Annotated in this window: 15 protein-coding genes and 1 pseudogene; 5 read left to right on the top strand and 11 right to left on the bottom strand. The window is 70.2% G+C overall.

Annotation, left to right across the window (positions count from 1 at the left end; genetic code table 11):
• The first annotated feature begins 5 nt into the window (after positions 1-5).
• Entirely contained in the window at positions 6-1400 is a 1395-nt protein-coding gene (locus HALOF300_RS01190) for a hypothetical protein (protein WP_156738818.1), read from the top strand.
• 109 nt (positions 1401-1509) lie between these two features.
• Here HALOF300_RS01190 and HALOF300_RS01185 read toward each other — a convergent pair whose 3' ends face one another.
• The 3 genes from HALOF300_RS01185 to HALOF300_RS01175 form a co-directional block, all read right to left on the bottom strand.
• Positions 1510-2727, bottom strand: coding sequence for a Gfo/Idh/MocA family protein (locus HALOF300_RS01185; protein ID WP_156738817.1), 1218 nt, complete (start codon positions 2725-2727; stop codon positions 1510-1512).
• A 120-nt stretch (positions 2728-2847) separates the two neighbouring features.
• The gene (locus HALOF300_RS01180) at positions 2848-3669 is read right to left on the bottom strand and encodes an ABC transporter permease (protein WP_156738816.1); all 822 of its coding nucleotides are present in this window, start codon (positions 3667-3669) and stop codon (positions 2848-2850) included.
• On the bottom strand, positions 3666-4646 hold the full coding sequence (locus tag HALOF300_RS01175; RefSeq protein WP_156738815.1) for an ATP-binding cassette domain-containing protein: 981 nt from the start codon (positions 4644-4646) through the stop codon (positions 3666-3668). The genes HALOF300_RS01180 and HALOF300_RS01175 overlap by 4 nt, the downstream gene beginning before the upstream one ends.
• A gap of 250 nt (positions 4647-4896) precedes the next feature.
• Here HALOF300_RS01175 and HALOF300_RS01170 point away from each other — a divergent pair, with 250 nt between their 5' ends.
• Both HALOF300_RS01170 and HALOF300_RS27665 read left to right on the top strand, forming a co-directional pair.
• Complete coding sequence (locus tag HALOF300_RS01170; RefSeq protein ID WP_156738814.1) at positions 4897-5565, top strand: hemerythrin domain-containing protein; 669 nt, start codon at positions 4897-4899, stop codon at positions 5563-5565.
• A 472-nt stretch (positions 5566-6037) separates the two neighbouring features.
• Complete coding sequence (locus HALOF300_RS27665) at positions 6038-6196, top strand: hypothetical protein (protein ID WP_408636716.1); 159 nt, start codon at positions 6038-6040, stop codon at positions 6194-6196.
• On the opposite strand, the gene HALOF300_RS01160 is transcribed toward HALOF300_RS27665, so the two are convergent.
• The 6 genes and pseudogenes from HALOF300_RS01160 to HALOF300_RS01135 all read right to left on the bottom strand — a co-directional run bounded on the left by HALOF300_RS01160 (position 6129) and on the right by HALOF300_RS01135 (position 14859).
• Entirely contained in the window at positions 6129-9065 is a 2937-nt protein-coding gene (locus HALOF300_RS01160; protein WP_156738812.1) for a glycoside hydrolase domain-containing protein, read from the bottom strand. The two genes, HALOF300_RS27665 and HALOF300_RS01160, sit on opposite strands and share 68 nt — an antisense overlap.
• 4 nt (positions 9066-9069) lie before the next feature.
• Entirely contained in the window at positions 9070-10242 is a 1173-nt protein-coding gene (locus tag HALOF300_RS01155; RefSeq protein ID WP_156738811.1) for a Gfo/Idh/MocA family protein, read from the bottom strand.
• Positions 10239-11282 carry a LacI family DNA-binding transcriptional regulator gene (locus tag HALOF300_RS01150; RefSeq protein WP_156738810.1) on the bottom strand — a complete coding sequence of 348 codons (1044 nt, stop codon included), beginning with the start codon at positions 11280-11282 and terminating at the stop codon, positions 10239-10241. The genes HALOF300_RS01155 and HALOF300_RS01150 overlap by 4 nt, the downstream gene beginning before the upstream one ends.
• A 76-nt stretch (positions 11283-11358) precedes the next feature.
• Entirely contained in the window at positions 11359-13035 is a 1677-nt protein-coding gene (locus HALOF300_RS01145; RefSeq protein WP_156738809.1) for a type 2 periplasmic-binding domain-containing protein, read from the bottom strand.
• 37 nt (positions 13036-13072) lie between these two features.
• Positions 13073-13975 (bottom strand): carbohydrate ABC transporter permease, encoded by a 903-nt coding sequence (locus tag HALOF300_RS01140; RefSeq protein ID WP_156738808.1) that lies wholly within the window; start codon positions 13973-13975, stop codon positions 13073-13075.
• Between the two features lies 1 nt (position 13976).
• Positions 13977-14859: pseudogene (locus tag HALOF300_RS01135) on the bottom strand (ABC transporter permease).
• A gap of 274 nt (positions 14860-15133) precedes the next feature.
• Between HALOF300_RS01135 and HALOF300_RS27195 the strand changes: the two are divergent.
• Positions 15134-15268 (top strand): hypothetical protein, encoded by a 135-nt coding sequence (locus HALOF300_RS27195; RefSeq protein WP_408636714.1) that lies wholly within the window; start codon positions 15134-15136, stop codon positions 15266-15268.
• Between the two features lie 324 nt (positions 15269-15592).
• Here the strand turns inward: HALOF300_RS27195 and HALOF300_RS01125 are convergent, their stop codons facing one another.
• The gene (locus tag HALOF300_RS01125; RefSeq protein WP_156738807.1) at positions 15593-16036 is read right to left on the bottom strand and encodes a hypothetical protein; all 444 of its coding nucleotides are present in this window, start codon (positions 16034-16036) and stop codon (positions 15593-15595) included.
• Between the two features lie 147 nt (positions 16037-16183).
• On the opposite strand from HALOF300_RS01125, the gene HALOF300_RS01120 reads away from it, so the two are divergent.
• The gene (locus HALOF300_RS01120; protein ID WP_156738806.1) at positions 16184-17131 is read left to right on the top strand and encodes a helix-turn-helix transcriptional regulator; all 948 of its coding nucleotides are present in this window, start codon (positions 16184-16186) and stop codon (positions 17129-17131) included.
• Positions 17132-17234: 103 nt separating this feature from the next.
• On the opposite strand, the gene HALOF300_RS01115 is transcribed toward HALOF300_RS01120, so the two are convergent.
• Positions 17235-19037, bottom strand: coding sequence for a gamma-glutamyltransferase family protein (locus HALOF300_RS01115; protein WP_156738805.1), 1803 nt, complete (start codon positions 19035-19037; stop codon positions 17235-17237).
• Positions 19038-19128 lie beyond the last annotated feature (91 nt).

The following is a 19128-nucleotide window of genomic DNA, read 5'->3' as shown; positions in this document are numbered from 1 at the left end:
AGCGCGTGAGCGGCCAAATCTCGCAGCCCAACGTCTCGGGGGTCTTCCCTCACCTGGCACAGGTCGGAGACCTGGGTCCCCCGCGCAGTGAGATCGGAGTCGGTGCCCTTATGCCCTGGGCCGGAGAGCTGTACGTGCAGAACTACAACTCGCACAAGCGGCAGAGTGGCAGCGGTGTCAGCCTGCGCAGGATCAGCTCCGACCTCTCGATGGAGGTCGTCCCGGACGCCATCGGCGTCGATGGCACCTACACGAACCGTTTCGTGCACTACGCGTCGAACCAGATGATCATCGGGCCGCATGTGATCGACGCCGAGCACAACATCCGCACGGTGCCGGAACTCGAGCTGATCCGGGTGTGCGGCACGACGCGCCACCTGACGAACCCCGATGATCTCGTCTATGTGCTGGGCATGGAGGGCGAACTCTTCGAGCTGAACATGCGGACCCTGGCGTGCGAGCAGATCGCGGACCTGAACGTCGAGCTCGACACCGGCAACGGTGCACGCGTCCACTACAAGGACTGCTACACGGGCTTCGGACGCTTGGTCGTGTGTTCCAACGAGTACGACGAGCAGGACTGGGCCGGGACCCGCAGCGAGGGTCGCCTGGCCGAGTTCGACGGCGAACGTTGGACGGTCCTGGAGCGCAAGCCCTTCACCGCGATCAGTGGCCGACACGAGTTCGGCGGCACAATCTTCGCCAGTGGATGGGACCAGGCCTCGGCGATCCTGAAGGTCTACACCGAGTCCGACGACACCTGGACCACGTACAGGCTGCCCAAGGCCTCACATACGTTCGACCACAAGTGGCAGACCGAGTGGCCACGGATCCGGGAGACCGAGCACGAGCGGCTGCTGATGGATCACCACGGCATGTTCTACGAACTGTCGCCCTGGGCCTACGGGGGAAGGATCTGGGGTGTTCGCCCGGTCTCGACGCACCTGTGGGTGCTCGGCGACTTCTGCTCCTGGCGCGGCATGCTGGTACTCGGCGCCGACCACGCCTCGCCGAGCCGGGGCCTCAGCCCGACGACGGCGGAGCCCCAGTCCGGCCTCTGGTTCGGCAAGACCGATGACCTGTGGGGCTTCGGCAAGGCCTCGGGCTGGGGCGGGCCGTGGTGGATGGCCGAGGTCAGAGCAGCGGTCCCCTCCGACCCTTACCTGATGACCGGGTTCGAGAACAAGTGCGTGCACCTGGAGAATCAGGGAGAGCAGGACGCGCGGTTCACGATCGAGATCGACTTCCACGGGCACGGTCGGTTCAGCGCATACGAGACGCTCACCGTCGAACCGGGGGCCGCCGTGACCCACACCTTTCCCACCGGTTTCTCGGCGCACTGGGTCCGGATCGTAAGTGACGTCGACACCGTCGCCAGCGCGCAATTTTTCTACACCTGAGCCGCCTCGGGTCACTCCGGCGTCTTGGGCAGCCGCTGGCGTCGGCAGTGGACCGGGGTCGTTATCCGGCAGCTCTGGTGGCAGCGCGGCGGCTACGCAGCCGGCCGGATCACCAGTTCGGCATCGCCGGACCCGCCCCGAGGTCGGGGATCGGCAGGCGCACGCCGCCCTGCTTGGCGGACTCGTACGCGATAACCCCGGGAAGGGTGAACCGGGCCGCCGTCCAGGCGTTGATCGGCGGCTGGGTGTTCGTGGTGACACCGCGGACGAAGTCGTCCGCGAGGAAGTGGTGCGCGCCCTCGTGCCCGTTGTGGGCGCCGTCGAACTCCTTCGGCAGCCGCGACTGGTCGTGCACCTTCGCCAAACCGGAGCTGAAGCTCTGCATCAGAGCCGGGTCGACGTCGCCGAAGTCCTCGGGCAGCTGCCCTGCCTTGGTGTGGAACAGGTCGCTGATGTCGAGGGTCTCGCCCTTGGCGTAGTCCTCGCCCTCGGTCTTGACGCTCAACGTGGCACCCGAGCCGGACTGCTCCATGACGGCCTCGGTCCCGAAGAAGCGGAACCGCGACTCGTGGCCCTTCCAGTAACCGACCCGACGGAATTCGTTGGTGCGCATCGCCCCGCCGTCGGCGAGGTCGAACAGTGCGGTCATGTTCGAGAACGTGTTGCCCCAGCGGGACACGTCCGCGTCGAAGACGCCGTCGCCGCGGTCATCGACGATGCCGATGCAACTCACGCTCGTCGCGTACGTGGGCAGCGCACCGAGCACGCCACCGATCGCGTGCGTCGGGTACAGCATCGGCGGGTAGCTGGCCGTCGACTTCCAGTCCTCACCGCCGCTGTACTTATAGGCGGCGTAGAAGCCGTTGTCCATGTCGTGCACGTAGTCGCCCTCGGAGTAGAAGACGCGGCCGAGTTCGCCCGCGCCGATCTTCTCCCGGGCCCACACCACGGCGGGGTTGTAGTAGCTCGTCTCCCCCATCATGTAGATCAGGCCGGTGGCCTCGACCTCGGCCACGATCGCGGTGATCTCCTCGGCCGTCATCGCCATCGGCACCGAGGAGTACACGTGCTTGCCCGCCCGGAGCGCCTGCAGCACGAGCCCGCCGTGGCTCCACCGCTGGGTCATCACGGCGACCGCGTCCACGTCGGACGCGAGCAACTCCTCCGCGGTCGCGAACGAGCCGGCGAGGCCGTACTTCTCCACATGCTCCGCGGCCCGCTCCGGGACGAGGTCGCAGACGTAGACCGCCTCGACGTCCGGGTGGAGCTGCCACAAGGAGATGAAACTGCGCGCGAACTGGCCGGTTCCGATGACGCCGATCTTCATAGGGCAATCCTGGCACGATCCGCGGCTCCGTCGCGCCACGGGTCCGCGGATCACCCGCTGCACCGACACGGAAGCGGCGCGCCGGTCCGGTCCCGGTGCGCCGCGTCTGCCCGGATCGGATCAATCGGCGCTGCGCCGCATCCCCCGGATCCCGACCGCGAGCCCGACGGCGAGGGTCGCCACCGCGGCGACCACGCCCCACGCCACGGTCGCCGTGGCGATCTCGCCAGAGAACAGCGCCCGCTCGGCGTCGACGATGTAGGTGAGCGGGTTGAACCGGGACAGGACCTGCATCCACCCGGGACCGGACTCCAACGGCAGCAGCATGCCGGACAGGATCATCAGCGGGAACAGGAATGTCTGCTGGACCACCCAGAACATCCAGTCCTGCTTGCGCACGGCGATCGCGAGCGCGTAGCTGAGCGAGCCGAGCCCGATGCCGAACACCGCAAGCAGCGCGAGCCCCAGCACCGCGCCGGCCGGGTACAGCCGGAACCCGAACGGCACCATCACGGCCACGATCAGCACCGCCTGCGCGCCGAGGGTGACCATCTCCTTCAGGGCCCGGCCGACGAGCAGCGACGAGCGGGACAGAGGGGTCACGAGCATCCGCTCGTGCGCGCCGGTCTGCATCTCGTAGAGCAGGTTGGAGCCCACAGTCGAGGACCCGAACAGGGCGGTCATCACCAGGATCGCGGGAACGAACCACTGCCAGACGCTGCCGCCCGGCACCGACCCGGCCAGACTGCCGCCGAGCAGCGGGCCGAACAGGGCCAGGAACACGATCGGCTGCACCAGCCCGAAGACCAGGGAGAACGGGTCCCGGAGCATCGGCCGCAGCTCGCGCATCAGGACGATGCCGGTGTCCCGGGCGAAGGAGCTCCGCTCCATCCGCGAGTCGGTCGTCACGGCCCCGGTCGGGGTCAGGGTCGTCGCGCTCATGCCGCCACCTCCTCGTTCTCGGTCCCGCTCTCGCGCAGGCTCCGTCCGGTCAGGTTCAGGAATACGTCGTCCAGGGTGGGGCGGCGCACCTGCACGTCGGAAAGCCCGACGGCGGCCGCGTCGGCCGTGTGGACGAGTTCGGCCACGCGCGTGGTGCCGTTCGCGATCCGCGCGCTGATCCGGGTGCCGGTCAGGGTCACCTCGCTCGCCCCCTGCCACCGTTCGACGACCCGCGCGAGTTGCGCCGCGCCGTCGGGGGCGTCAGTGGTGACCACGAGCAGGTCGCCGGCGAGTTGGGTCTTGAGCGCGTCCGGGGTGTCGTCGGCGATCACCTCGCCGTGGTCGACCACGACCACCCGCTCGGCCATCGAGTCGGCCTCGTCGAGGTAGTGCGTGGTGAGCAGGACGGTGATGTCGAACGTCGTCCGCATCGCGGTGATGTGCTCCCACAGGTTCGCCCGGTTCTGCGGGTCCAGGCCGGTGGAGGGCTCATCGAGGACGAGGAGCGGCGGAGCGTGCATGAGTCCCATCGCCACATCGAGACGGCGGCGCTGACCGCCGGAGAGGTCGGTCACCTTGCGCTGTGCCTTTCCGGCGAGGTCGAGGGACTCGAGCAGTTCGCCGGCCCGGCGGCGCGAGTCGGCGCGGGACAGCCCGTAGGTGACGCCCTGCGAGTACAGCTCGTCCGCGGCGCGCTGGTTGTGCCCGGCGCCGTTGCCTTGACCCACATAACCGATCCGGCGGCGCACCTGCCCGGGCTCGGTCACCACGTCGAACCCGGCAACCCGCGCCGAACCGGACGTCGGGGCGAGCAGCGTGGTGAGCATCCGCATCGTGGTGGTCTTGCCGGCCCCGTTCGGGCCAAGGATCGCGACGAGTTCCCCTGGTGCGACGTCGAGATCGATGCCGCGCACGGCGTGCACGGTCTCCTTGCGACTGACGACGAAATCCTTCGTCAGGCCTTCGGTGTGGATCATGGCGCAGTGCCTCCTCGGTCGTTGTGGGAACGACGCTACGAGCAGTAGAGGTCAGGGTCGGTCCGCTACCTCAGGGACTTCCGGAGGACGTCCGGCTGCCTGAGTTCGCCCCCCTTACGGCCCCCTCCGCGCGCGTACTTTCACCCGTCCGACCTGCGCTTTCACCCTGTCCCCGCCCGGCCGCCCGAACCTACGCTCGGCTCACTCCCCACCCGAGCCGGTCGGCTCGCCCACGTTCGAGAGGTCCCGCATGGACACGTCCGCACTGACCTGCAACACCGATGACATGTTCGTCATCCACCGTCTCCTGCGCCGGGTGTTCACCGACGCACCCGTCCTCGTCCGGGGCGTGGCCGAGGGTGACGTGCCCCGCGCCACGATCGTCGCCGACCACGTCTCGGAGATCGCCGACGGCCTGCACGGTCATCACCACACCGAGGATGACCTCCTCTGGGACAAGCTCGAGTCACGCTCGCCCGGCTGCGCACTGCACGTGGGACAGATGCGGGCCCAGCACGCGGAGGCCACTGCCCTGATCACCGATCTGCGCGAGGTCCTGCCTGCCTGGCGGGCCGGCGCGTCCGCCGCTGACCGGGAGCGGGCCGCCGCGGTGCTCGACGAACTGCTAGCCACGCTGCTGCGCCACCTCGGCCAGGAGGAGGACCAGATCCTGCCGATCGCGCAGGTGTCGATGACGCAGGCCGAGTGGGACGTCCTCGGTGAGCACGGCCGCGCCTCGGTGCCGCGGGACCGCCAGTTCATCCAGCTCGGGATGATGCTGGACGCCTTCGACGACCCGGCGGAGCGTCAGGCCTGGATGCGCGCGAACCTGCCGGTGCCGGCCAGGGTGCTGTTCAGCCTGGTCGGACGGCGCCAGTTCGAGGCACACCGGGCGAAGGTCTACGGGCTCGCCGGTTGACGAATGGACCGATCTGCCCCGCCCCTGGGCTTGTGACGAGGAGGGTGGATCTCGATCGAGCCGTTCGGCTCTCGAGCGGGATACCTGGACATGGAGCTGTTCACGGCTGCCGTGGCCGACCCAGCGGTGCTGCGTCGCCTGGAACTGGCACTCGAGAGGCGCGGGCCGAGTCGCGTGCGATCGAATGGCTCGTCGGGCTCGACCTGGTCGGCGCCGAACCAGCAGAGATCCTGCGCGACCGCGCAGAGGCCGCCGACCGGGCGCTCGCCGAGGGAGCGGGCCAGGTCGGGCTGCGGGTCGAGGAGCGGGACGCCCCACGCCGCTGGGCCGAGATCGCGGCGGTGCTGGGTGCTGGTCGGCCCGTGCAACTGAGCCGCGACGCGAGCCATGGGCCGTGATCGAGCCGCTGGCCTGAGCCAGGACTCCGCTCTCGTAGAGCAGTTTGCTCGCGCCCTCGCTCACGTCGGTCGCGGTGCCGGCAGCAGAGTTGGGCAGCGCCGCCGTCGACCTGCTGCTGGGTGCGGGTCCTGCCGAGCCCGGCCTGCGCACGCTGCCAGTCGAGCTCACCGTCCGGCGCTCGACGGCGGAGCCCGGTGGAGGTGCAGCAGGAGGCCGCGACCGGGCTCGATGAGGATCGGCTCGTCGATCCGGTAGCGGGCCGCGGGCTGGAACCCGGCGATCTCAGGCGCGGAGACGACGATCTCGTCCATCGACATCCCGAACGTCGATCCGTCCACGACCAGGGACACCTCGCACGGCTCCGGGGCCCAACTCGCGACCGCGACGACGGCCCGGCCGTCGCCAGCGAACGTGGTGGCCAGGACGTCGTCACGGTCGGTGCGTACCGGTGCGTCCGCCGACCACCAGCCGGTCATCGTCATCGCGGGCAGGCCCAGCTGGTCCCAGGCGTTCCACAGCGGGCGGTTGTCCACCCGCGGCGCCCGTGCGGTCATCCCGAACGCCATGCCCCGCCACGGGTTGCCGCCGTCCTGCAGCATCTCGCCCATCAGCCCGAACGGGATACCCGACACCTCGACGAGCCAGTAGGCAGGGTCGGTGCCCTCGTAGTCGACATACTCGCCGAGCCACAGCCGGTCCAGGTACGGGAACAGCTCGAGATACAGGTTGGCGCTGGAGGCGTAGCCGTCGGACGCGTTGAACTGGTTGGCGGAGTGCAGGTCGACCAGGGGATCCGGACGGTGCCGCGCCAGCACCGTGCGCAGCCGCTTCATGGTGGTCCGGTCGAAGGCGACGTCGTCGAGGTACAGCCCGTCGACGCCGACGTGCTCAGCGAGGTGCTCGACGCTGCGCACGTAGACGTTGTGCCAGCGGGAGTCGCCGGTCGTGACCACGGCGACGTCCTCGACGTCGGGGGCCACCCAGCCGGGGACATGGTCGCCGGGCAGGTGCTCCTGCAGCCAGGGGTGACCGCCGCCCGGCCCTGCCGCGAGCACCTCGTGGTCGAGGGCGATCAGCGCGGCCAGCTCGGGCACGTGCCGCGTCAGCTCCCGCACGGTGTCGTAGACCTTGACCCGCTGCCCGCGCCGGTGGGCCTCGTCGACGAACGCTCGCAGGTCCTCGATCGCCCGCATCGGGTCGTTGATGTAGGGGTTCACCGGGGTGGCGTGGTGGAGGTTGATGACGTTGCCACCGTACGTCGCGACCGCGGCGGGCTCGGTGTAGGCGTGCACGTACCGCTCGTTCAGGTGCCGCTCCGGCGTCAGCGGCTTGAAGGGTGTCAGCAGCAGCCGGACATCGAAGGTACGGGTGCCGCCGGCCGGCAGCTGCAACGGACCCGTGAACGCCGACAGCGACCGGACGTCGCCCTCGGTGCGCAGCCGGACGCCGCCGCGGCCTGCGTTGCCCCACGACTCGGGCTCGAGCAACGGCCGCTCGGTGTAGTAGTTCGTGTTGAGCGGCCTGCGGTAGTGCTGGTCCCGCCACGACACCTGCACCCCGGCGTTGACGTCACCCACCCAGAGCGCGTCCTGGTTGGCGGTGGCCACCTGCCAGGTCCAGTCGAGGCTGTCCGGGCAGGATCGACCGAGCTGACCCAGACCCATCAGGTAGCGCGCCACGTCTCGACGCAGCGGCACCGAGAGCGACACGTCGTCGAGGTTCAGCGCGGCGTCGGTGTCGGCGTGGAGCACGATCCGCTGCTGCAGGCAGCCGTCTGCCTCGAGCGAGCCGGTCAGCTCCAGTCGCATCTCGGAGGACTGCCCGGTGCGCTGCCAGGTCACCCGGCCCGGGACGCGCTGCTCGTAGGCGACCGGTCCCCAGCGCACGTCGGCGCCGACGTCGAAGGTGATCGGTCCGGCCAGCAGCTCGCGGGGCGCATGGTCCACCGCGGTCACGGCGGGTGAGAACGACGAGCTGAGCCGGCTCGGCAGCCCGTTCGCGCCGACCTGCACGGTGCGGCCGAGGATCTGCAGCAGGTCGCCGTCGCGTCGCACCGGCAGGAGCGGCTGGACGACCTCGCCGTCGTGGCCGGTGGTGGAGTCCAGCCACCCGAGCCGCGCCATCGGGTCGATGGCGATCCCGCCGTCGGTCACGACCCGCTCGCCGACGACGAGCGTCACCTCGACGACCTGGCGCACTCCGCCGGCGGTGACCGCGATCTGGCCGGGGTGCGGACCAGGAGCGGCGTCGGCAGGTACCTCCATCCCGATCCACAACGACCGCGCGTGACCGGCGGTGGTGGGCAGCGCGGCCGAGAAGCTCCGGCCGCGGGCGTCGGTCCCGCCGCCGGTGAGGTGTCGGGCGGGCAACGGCAGGCCACCGACCTCGACCTCGATGTCGCTCAGGTCCTGCCGTGCCCAGACGCCCAGCTGGAAGGTCCGGAGGGTACCTCGGTCGGTCTCCAGCCGCAGCGGCGCCCCAGGTTCAGCCCGGCTCCACCGCGCGGGCAGGTAGTCACCGCGGCCGAAGGGATGGTTGCTGTCCTCGGGGTAGAGCACGAACGGGAGGTCGCGACAACGCTCGGCGAGAGCGCCTTCCTCGGCGGCGGTCGCCGCGAACCCCATAGGTGCGAAGGAGTCGATCGCCGACCTGGCCTCGTAGCGCACCGCGGTCGCCAGCGGCAGCTCCGGCCACCTGGTGCCATCGCCCAGTCCGGTCCGATGGATCCACGCGGGGTCGGCGGTCGGGGTCACGGTCCGGTAGGCGGCCCGCGGGTAGTGGGCGCTGCCGGTGAGGGAGTACGGCAGGTAGTAGACGTGGTACTCGCCCGGGCCGGCGATCGGCTCGAAGGCAAGCTCACCGGCGTCGAGATCGATCCGGCCGCGGACGACGTTCCGGATGCGAGTCCCGCCGGCGGCGACGACCCAGGTGTCGACCAGGTGGTGATCGTGGTCGTGCCGGCGCCACGGCACCACCACCCGGACACACGGGGCTTCCTCGAGCACCGACACCACGATCCGGTGGTTCCCGTAGGCGTACGCGTCCCACTGCCCGAGGCCGCAGGTCAGTTCAGGATGGCCTTCTGGGCCTGGGTCGGTCACGTCCTCAAGCCTCCACCTGACCGCGCTCGAAGTAGTCGATCAGTTCGGCGGGCAGTGGCGGCACTGGACGGGCGGAGCCGTCGGAGCGCAGTGACTCCGTCGCGACCACCCCGGCCGCCACCGACATCCGCGCGGCGACCGGCGATGTGTCAGTGTGCCCGCCGTTGCTCACGAACCGCAGGAACTCCGATATCAGCAGCGGATCGGCGCCGCCGTGGCCACCCTCGGCCGCCGGGACCGTGAACGTCTCGTCGGGCTCGGCGTAGCCGGAGTGTCGCCGGTTCCACAGCCCGATCGTGTCGCCCGGGCCGTCCCCCTGGTTCTCGATCCGGCCCTCGGTGCCGATCACGGTGTAGTTGCGCCAGTAGTCGGGGGTGAAGTGGCACTGCTGGTAGGACGCCAGCACGCCGTTGTCGAGCCGCATGGTCATCATCGAGATGTCCTCGACGTCCACCACCGGGTGCAGCCCGGTCTGTGCGGTCGGCGGCCAGTTGTCGAGGCTGTGCCAGTCGCCCATGCGCTGCTGCCCCCGGTCCTGGCGGTCGGTGATGTCGCCATAGACCATCAGGTCGCCTATTGCCGCCACGGTCGTGGCGAACCCTCCGGCCAGCCAGTGGATGACGTCGAGGTCGTGGGCACCCTTCTGCAGCAGCAGACCGGTGGTCTTGCTGCGGTCGGCGTGCCAGTCCTTGAAGTAGTAGTCGCCACCGTGGCCGACGAAGTGCCGGCACCAGACGGCCTTGACCTGCCCGATCCTGCCTTCCTGGATCAGCCGGCGCATCTCGACCACCATGGGCATGTGACGCATGTTGTGACCGACATAGAGCCGACTGCCCGTGCGCTGCGCGGTGGCCAGCATGTCGTCGCACTCCTCGACGGTGATGCCGAGCGGCTTCTCGCAGAACACCGCAGACCCGGCCTCGAGCGCCGCGATGGTCGGCGCGTGGTGCTGGTGGTCGGGTGTGGTCACCAGCACGGCATCGAGACCGAGACCGAGGAGCTCGTCGAGGTCACCGGTGACCAGTGCCGTCGCGGGCAACGCGGCGACGGCGTCCGCGCGCCCACGCTCCGAGGTGTCGCAGGCCGCCACCACCTCGACGCCCTGGTCGGGGCGGTGCGCATGGCGCCAGAGGCCGGAGCGCAGGCCGAAGCCGATGATGCCGATCTTGATGGTCACGAGGATGCCTTCATGTGGTCGGTGGTGCCGGTCGTGGACTCGCGAGCGAAGAGCTCCCAGACGAACTCGTGTAGCTCGCCCGGGCTGTCGTCGCCCTGGGCACGACGCGTCAGCAGCGTGGCCAGCGAGGTGAACAGGTCGCGGGGACCGACGGAGGAGATGCTGGGGGAGACGAGCTCGGTCTCACGAGCGTTGCCTACGCCGATCACGGCGACCTCGCCCGGGACGTCGAGACGCAGCCGCTGAGCGGCGTTCACCGCGGCGATCGCGGCGAAGTCCGTGGTGGCGTAGATCGCCGTCGGTCGGTCTGAGCGGCTGAGGAGGTCGATGGCAGCCCGGTATGCGCTCGCCGAGCTGCCGCGGAACTCGGCGACCAAGGAGTCGTCGTGGGGCAGCCCGGCATCCTGCATCGCCTTCTCCCAGACGCCGTGCCGGACGTTGCGGCCTCCGCTCGATCCGACCGAGGTCAGGCTACCGATCCGCTCGTGCGACGTCAGCAGGTGCGCCAGGGCGATCCGACAGCCGGGCACGTCCGAGGAGCGAACCACGTCGAACCCGTCCGGATCGAGCGTCTCGGAGAAGGCGACCAGCCGCAGCTGACGGGCCAGCGCACGCAACCGCGGGGTCTGTGCGGGCGTCACCGCGTCGATGAAGACAGCGTCGGCCTGCACCCGGTCGAGGGCGGTGCACCAGTCGGAGTCGGGCAGCACCAACGCGGTCTTGCCACGGTCACGCACGGCCGGGACCACCGCGTCGATCACGCTCTGGCTCCACGGGTCCGCGAGCATGGTGAGCGAGAGCAGCACCACATCGGTCCGGCCGGTGCGGACCGCGCGGGCGGCCTGGTTGGGTACGTACTCGAGCTGGGCGGCCGCGGCCCGGACCCGCTCGCTGGTCTCGGCAGAGACCTCCGAGCCGCCCCGCCTCCCGGACAGCACGTAGGAGACGGTCGCTGTCGACACCCCCGCCAGGTCCGCCACCTGGCGCAGGGTCACTCGTCGGGGGCGCGCTGGTCCAGCGCGATCGGCGATATCGGTCATGTCTCCATCCGAAGCTGGCTCTAGGTGGACTGGTCGGGGCTGTTCATCCTGACCCGTCCGGCGTCGCGCCGTGGGGTCAGGCCGTGGGTGTCACTGGGACGTCGTCGGGCAGGATCGCCTCGAACTCCTCGCGGATCTTGTCACCGCCGTCCCTGTTGTACCGCTCGATCGCGGCCTCGAAGTCGGCGATCGTCGCCCGCCCCGTGATGACGTCCACGACAGTGTCGCTCACGGGGACGGCGATGCTGGCGCCGTCCCTGGTGTTCGTGTCGGAGTAGAGACCTCGGACCGGCGAGTACATCGCCTGCTTGAGCAACTGGCCCTCCAGCTCGTGCGAGGCCCGGGTGTCGTCGCCGTAGCCGGGGGTGTAGAGGACGGTCTCGCAGCTGGTCATGATGTTGAGCGCGCTGACCAGACCGGGAACGTTGGTCTGCGCCGAGTCGGTGGGCTGGATGTCGCCTGCGCTGTCACGCGTCCAGTCCTCGCCCTCGGCTCCGAACTGCTTCTGCACGTACTCGGCGCTCCCGAAGGGCGCGGAAAGCCAGTTGACGAGGGCGAGCAGCTCGCGGATCTTGCTCTCGTCCGCCTGCTTGAACGGCGTGAACCCGACGGTGCCGTAGCCCATGTTGTAGGAGGCTCGGGACTCGCTGGTGGCGGCGAAGGGCACGAGCGGCACGGCCTGCAGCTCCGGGTCGTGCACGCGCAGCTGGTTGACGCCGATCGGGCCGACGGAGACGAACGCGCCGACCGTGCCCTGGGCGACCAGTGGCTGGGGGTTCGCCAGGGTGAGGTCCTGGTAGATCAACCCGGCGGCCCAGAGGCGGGCCACGAACTCCAGCGCGGCCTTGTACTCCTCGGTCTCATTCGCCCGGGTGAGGGTGCGGTCGTCGTTGACCCGCCAGGCGTTGGGGACGCCGAAGCACTGGCCGATCACGTTGAGCACGTTGACGACGGCAGGCTCGAACGCGAACGTGTTGCCGTCGCTGATCTCGCTGGCCTTGTCGAAGAGGTCCTCCATGTCGGTGAAGGTGAACCCACCGACCCTCTCCCACACGCGGGGGTTGGCGCACATCACCTGCCCGAACGGGGTGGACGGGATCGGAGCACCCCAGATCTTGCCGTTGACCACCGCCGTCTGCCACGAGCTGGGCTTGAGTGCAGCGAGATTCGGGTACTCGAGCACCGCGTCACCGGAGAGGTAGTCGGTGAGGTCGGTGAACTTCGCCTCGAGCATCTGCCCGACGTTGGGGATGCCCTGGTTCGGCGGCACCCACATCATGTCGGGCAGGTCGTCGGAGGCCAGGATGGTGGCGAACTTCTCCGGGTAGCCGGGGTCGGTGCCGATGATGAGGTCGAGGTCGCCACCGAGAGCCGAGTTGAGCCGCTGCCAGAACGGGTTCTGACCCATCGCGGGCGGCGGTGTGGCGAACGTCTCGGTCAGCCCTGTGGCGGTCTGGGCCAGCGGCGGCGCATCCGTTGTCGCGGCGAAGTCCTGCGGGAACGTGAGGTAACCAGGCTGAACGCCCTCAGCGGTCCCGGCGAGGTCGGGGGCGGCCCCGGTGGCCTCCTGGTAGGTGGGAAGGGTGAGGTCGGCGGACTCGGCGGCACCCCCGCTCGACCCGCCCGATGGGCCGCAGCCGGTCAGTCCGCCGAGGGTGGTGGCGCCCAGGCCGGCGGCGCCGGCGATCGTGAGGAAGCTGCGGCGGCTGACGCCAGGTCGGCTGGGGCGGGGAGTGGTGCGGATGGGAGACATGAGATTCCTTCGGTCGGTGACGGCTCGGACGGACAACTCAGCCCTTCACGGCGCCGGTGATGACGCCCTTGGTGAAGTGCCTCTGCAGGAAGGGGTAGACGAGCAGGATCGGAACGAGGGCCACCATCACGATGGCCATCTGAAGGGACTGCGGTGGCGGCACCTGTGTGACGCCGAGCTGGTCGGCGGTGAGCGAGTCGCCGCGGATGACGTAGGAGCGCAGGATCACCTGGATGGGGTACAGGTCGGTGCGCCGCTGGATGTAGAGCAGGGCGTTGAAGAAGGCGTTCCAGAACCCCACGGCGTAGAACAGCCCGACGACGGCGACCACCGCCTTCGACAGCGGCAGCACGATCCGCCGCAGCACGTAGAAGTCCGACGCGCCGTCGATCTGCGCAGCTTCGAGCAGCTCCCGCGGTATCGACATGAAGAACGAGCGCATCACCACGAAGTTGAAGGCGCTGATCGCACCGGGCAGGACCAGCGACCAGACGGTGTCCAGCAGGTTGAGCTGGCGCACCATCAGGAACATGGGGATGAGGCCCGGCGCGAACAGCAACGTGAAGAGCACCGCGAACAGCACCGGCCGCCCGAACAGCACCGGTCGGCTGAGTGCGTAAGCCATGGTGACGGTGGTGAAGAGCGCGAGGGCCGTGCCGACGGCGGTGACGAAGATGCTGACCCCGATGGCCTGGACCATGAACGGTCCGCGGAACAGGACGCGGTAGGCCTCAAGGGTGGGATCTGTCGGGAACAGCACGTAGCCGCCGGCCGCGAGGATCTGATCCTCGCTGGCGAGCGAGGTCGAGATGACCACCAGCATCGGGATGAGGATCGCCGCGGTGGTGAGCACCACGACGACGGCCTTGGTCGAGCTCAGGACGGCGGAGGGCTTCTCCTTCCACGCCGGGCGAGTGGACGCTGTGACGTCGCGAGCCATGTCAGGACTCCTTCCGGCTCTGGAAGATCCCTGGCTCGCCGAACCGGTGAGCCAGCTTGTTGGCGCCGATGATCAGCGCCAGCCCCACCACGCCCTTGGCGAGCCCGGCAGCGGCACCGGCGCTCCAGTTGCCGCCGATCACGCCGGAGAAGTAGGTGAAGGTGTCCAGCACCTCTGCCGCGCCGGCGCCGACGGAGTCGCGCTGCAGGAGGAACTGCTCGAAGCCGACGCTGAGGATGTCGCCGATGCGCAGGATGAGCAGCAGGATCACGATGGCCCTGATCGAGGGGAGCGTAATGTGCCACAGCCGACGCCACCGGCCGGCGCCGTCAGCAGCCGCGGCCTCGTAGAGCTCGACGTCGACGTTGGCGAGGGCGGCGAGGAAGATGATCATCGCCCAGCCGGCGTCCTTCCAGATCACCTGGAACGTCGCCATCAGAGGAAAGATGCTCGGATCGGTCATGAAACCGATCGGGTCCATCCCCAGTGTGCGCAAGCCGTTGTTGACCAGCCCGTTGGCACCGAGCGCCTGCTGGAAGAGGGCGATGACCCAGCACCCAGGAGAGGAAGTGGGGCAGGTAGACGATGCTCTGGAAGGTGCGGCGGACCTTGGTGCTGACCAGCGAGTCGACCAGGAGAGCCAGCGCCAGCGGGAACGGGAAGAACAGCACCAGCTGGAACAGCGCCAGGGTCAGCGTGTTCTTGAGGGCGTTCCAGAAGTCCGGGTTGTCGTAGAGATCGACGAAGTTCCCGAAGCCCACCCACTCCGAGTCGGCGATGCCGAGATAGGGCTGATAGTCCTGGAAGGCGACGACGTTGCCGAGGATCGGGATGTAGAAGAAGAGCAGCAGTGCGGCCACCCCGGGCACCATCATCAGCAGCATCCGCCAGTCACGCCTCAACCGCGTCCGCAGCGTCCGCCGACGCGGCCTCTCGGGCGTGGGAGGCTCCGGCCCGTCTGGAGCGGTGACCGGCTGCTGCGATATGCCTGTTGTGACCTGCATCATCTGCTGTCCCGTCGACGGCATCGTTCGAGTTCCGAGGAACCTAATCGATTAACCGCAACGAGCGCAAGTACCTGTCCACGTCTTCTGCGCGGCGCTCGTGGCCCACCTGCCCCTAGGCCCGGGCCATGGATCGGGACATCACCGTGATGCTGTGGACGACCACGGGGTGGTCCGCCGCGGCGTCGCCGAGGTGATCGACCGGGCCGACGTGCTGCAGGTCGTGGCCGAGGCGGCGAGCGTGGCGGCGGTACTGCGAGCCATCACTATCTGGCACAAACGGTTGTGAGACACGCCCCAGCGGCCGTTCGGCTGGACGGTACGGGACTCGGCCACCAGGTCCGCGGAGAGCAGACGAGCGCCGTCCGTGGTGAGCCCCCGCGTTGCTGCATCGCCAGCCAAGCGCCCATGTCGCGGGCAGCGCTGATCACACCGCCGGCACCGTCGATGTCACGCGCCAGGTCCGGCTCCGGTGGGCGAGCAGAGCACAGCGGCCATGCTGCAGATCAGGGCGATCAGGACTGCTCCGAGCCGCGCGGGTCAACTCGGCAGCATCCCGGGCAACCCAGCACGTGCACTGACACCGGAGAGTTGACCAGCGCGACCCCTTGGATCAGGAGGTGGCGTCCGTCTCGAGCGGTTCCTCGGGGGTCTCGCAGAACGCCAGGTCGTCCTCGCCGGCGCCGTGGTAGGCGTACTCCTCGCCCTCCGCGGTGAGGATCAGCCGCCGGCCCTCGACGAGCGCCTGCGTGTACACCTGATCCGGCACGGGGCAACCGACCGCGCCGTCGCGCCAGGTGACGGACTCCAGAGTGCCGACCTCGATGTCGCCGGCGTCCACACCGAGGCGGTCCGCCAGGTCGTCGACGGCGGCGCTCACCGCGGGATCGTCGGCGTCGCCCGAGCCGGTGGTCTCGTCAGTGGGTTCCTCCGTCGGCTCCGTGGAGCCGCCAGTGGGATCGCCCCCGCCGGGTTCCTCCGTGCCGCCGCACCCGGACAGACCGAGCAACGCACCGAACAGGAACACCCCAGCCAACACCGCTCTGGATCGCGCCACCCTGACCACCCCTCCGACGACCGTTTGGCTCCCGAGTCTAGGGTGCGGGGGCGACCCGCCGCTATGACGGTTCGGCAACGATCCGGCCGGACGAGGCGGCTTGGGAAGCGGACAGGTACTGGCCGCTTCCAATGCCAGACTGGCCACATGTGGGAGACGTCCGGACGACTGCTCAAGCTGCTCTCGTTGCTCCAGGCGCGCCGGGACTGGCCCGGCGCGGACCTCGCCGAGCGGCTCGATGTCAGCCCGCGCACGGTCCGCCGCGACGTCGACCGCCTGCGCGAGCTCGGCTACCCGGTCCAGGCCACGAAGGGGCCCGACGGCGGATATCGCCTCGGCGCCGGCACCGAGCTGCCGCCGCTGCTGCTCGACGACGAGCAGGCGGTGGCGGTCGCCGTCGCCCTGCAGACCGCGAGCAGCGGGGTGGCCGGGATCGAGGAGGCGGCACTGCGGGCGCTGACCACGGTGCGCCAGGTGATGCCGTCCCGGCTGCGGCATCGCGTGGACGCGCTCCAGTTCACGTCGGTACCGACCGTGACCGAGGCGCCCCAGGTCGACGCCGACCTGCTCCTGGAGCTGGGCGCGGTGTGCCGGGACCACCACGTGCTCAGGTTCGAGTACGTGGCCAAGGACGGGACGCCGTCGTTGCGGCGGGTGGAACCGCACCGGCTGGTCAGCTGGGGCACCCGCTGGTACCTCGTCGCGTGGTGCCTGGACCGGGAGGCGTGGCGGACGTTCCGAGCGGACCGGATGACGCTCCGGACCCCGCACGGCGCCCGGTTCACCCCGCGCGAGCTGCCCGAGGCGGATCTCGCCGATTACCTACGCAGCCAGGTGCGGGGCGCCGCCCAGTGGCCGGCGCGGGGCCGGGTGCTCCTGTACGCGCCGGCCACCACGGTGGCCTCGTGGATCCAGCGGCAGGGCACCCTGGTCGCCCGCGACGAGGAGTCCTGCTGGGTCGAGGCTGGTTCCTGGACGTACAACGCGCTGGCCGCGTGGTTCTGCATGTTCGACGCGGACTTCACGGTCGAGGGCCCCGACGAGCTCAGGGCAGCGGTCGGCGCCATGTCGGCCCGCCTCGCCCGCTCCACGTGAGCCCGGGCAGGTCCAACTTCCGCAGGGCTGCGTCCGCCGAGTCGACGCGGCGACGGCGTGGCTCGCCTGTCGCCTCGTCCCTGCCCGACGGCGGTGGGTCGCCTCAACGCCCGACGGCGTAGCCCTGCATTCCGCGCGGGTTCGCGGCCGCCATCAGCATCCCGTCGGCGCGGATCCCGGCCGCGCTGATCCGGCCGAGCGACCACGGGCCGGCGTCGCTCACGTCGTGCCCACGGCGGCGCAGGTCGGCGAGCACGTCGGCGCCGAGCCGGGTCTCGGCGCGCACCCCGCGCGGCTGCGCGACCCGCGGCGCGAACGAGGACGGGCCGTGGGTGGAGTGCCAGGACGGGGCGTCGATGGCGGCCTGCAGGTCCATCCCGAAGACCAGGTGGTTGATCAGGAACGGCACCGTCCACTGGTCCTGCTGATCCCCACCTGGAGTGCCGAAGGACAGGTACGGGCGCCCGCCGGCGAGCAGCAGGCTCGGGCTCAGGGTGGTCCGGGGGCGGGTGCGCGGCGCCAGTGAGGACGCCAGCCCGGGTTCCAGCCAGAACATCTGGGCGCGGGTGCCGAGCGCGAACCCGAGGCCGGGGATGGCCGGGGAGGACTGCAGCCAGCCGCCCGATGGCGTCGCGGACACGACGTTGCCCCACCGGTCGACCACGTCCAGGTGGCAGGTGTCGCCGCGGGCGACGGTCGGCTCGCCCTGACCCGGCGCCGGCGGTGTCGCCAGACCATCCGGCCACGCACCGCCGTCGGCCATCGCGGCGAGTACCGCCTGCGGAAGGCGCGCCGACCGCCCTGCAGGTGACCCAGGGCGCAGCGTCCCGTCCGCGGTCGGACCGATGAGTCGGGCGCGCTCAGCGGCGTACCCGGCCGAGATGAGCTCATCGGTCGGGACGTCCACGTGGTCCGGGTCGCCGTAGAAGGCCTCCCGGTCGGCGAACGCGAGCTTCGCGGACTCCACCACGGCGTGCACCAGATCCGCCGAGCCCGGTCCCATCGAGACGAGGTCGACCTGCGCAAGGATCTGCAACTGCTGCAGCAGGACCGGGCCCTGCCCCCAGGCCTGCGTCTTCGCGACCTGGACGCCGGCGAAGTCGGCGATCACCGGGTCCTCCTCGCCGGCCCGCCAGGCGTCGAGGTCCGCGCCGGTGAGCAGGCCGCGGTGGGTGCCGGTCGTGTCCCATTGCTCGGTGGCGGCGAACGCGTCGATCGCCTCGGCGACGAACCCGGAGTAGAACGCCCGCCGGGCGCCCTCGATCTGTGCCTCGCGCGTGTTCCCGGCCGCCTCGCCCTCGGCGACCAGACGCGTCAGGGTGTCCGCCAGCATCGGGTTCGCGAACCGGGAGCGCGGCGCGGGCGCCCGCCCGCCGGGGGTGTAGATCTGCGCGGAGGTCTGCCAGTGCTCGGCGAACACCGGGGCCACCGCGGAGATCGTGTCCGCTGCCTGGCGCACGAGCGGGTAGCCGTCGCGGGCGTAGCCGATGGCGTAGCCGAGCACGTCCCGCAGGCCAAGGGTGCCGTACCGCTCGAGCATGAGCAGCCACGCCCCGAACGCTCCGGGGACGGTTGCGGCGAGCAGCCCGGTGCCGGGGATCGCATCGACGCCCTGCGCGGCGTAGGCCTCCGGGGTGGCGGCCGCGGGCGCGGTGCCCTGCCCGCACACGACGAAGGTGCGCCCCGACCTCGCGTCGTGGCAGATGGCGGGCATGTCCCCGCCGACGCCGTTGAGGTGCGGCTCGACCACGTGCAGCACGAACCCCGCGGCGACGGCCGCGTCGTAGGCGTTGCCGCCCGCCTCCAGCACGGCCATCCCGGCCGACGAGGCGAGCCAGTGGGTCGAGGCCACCATCCCGAAGGTTCCGAGGAGCTCCGGGCGGGTGGTGAATGCGCTGGCGGACATCAGGCCAGTATCGCAGCGACGGTGTATCACGATTCGGTCGCAACCTGGACCGCCGTGGGGCCGGGCGGCCAGACGGCGCTAGCGTGCCGGG

It is taken from the genome of Occultella aeris (assembly GCF_902703175.1).
GTDB lineage: Bacteria > Actinomycetota > Actinomycetes > Actinomycetales > Beutenbergiaceae > Occultella > Occultella aeris.
This window is presented reverse-complemented; position numbering and strand designations above follow the sequence as displayed.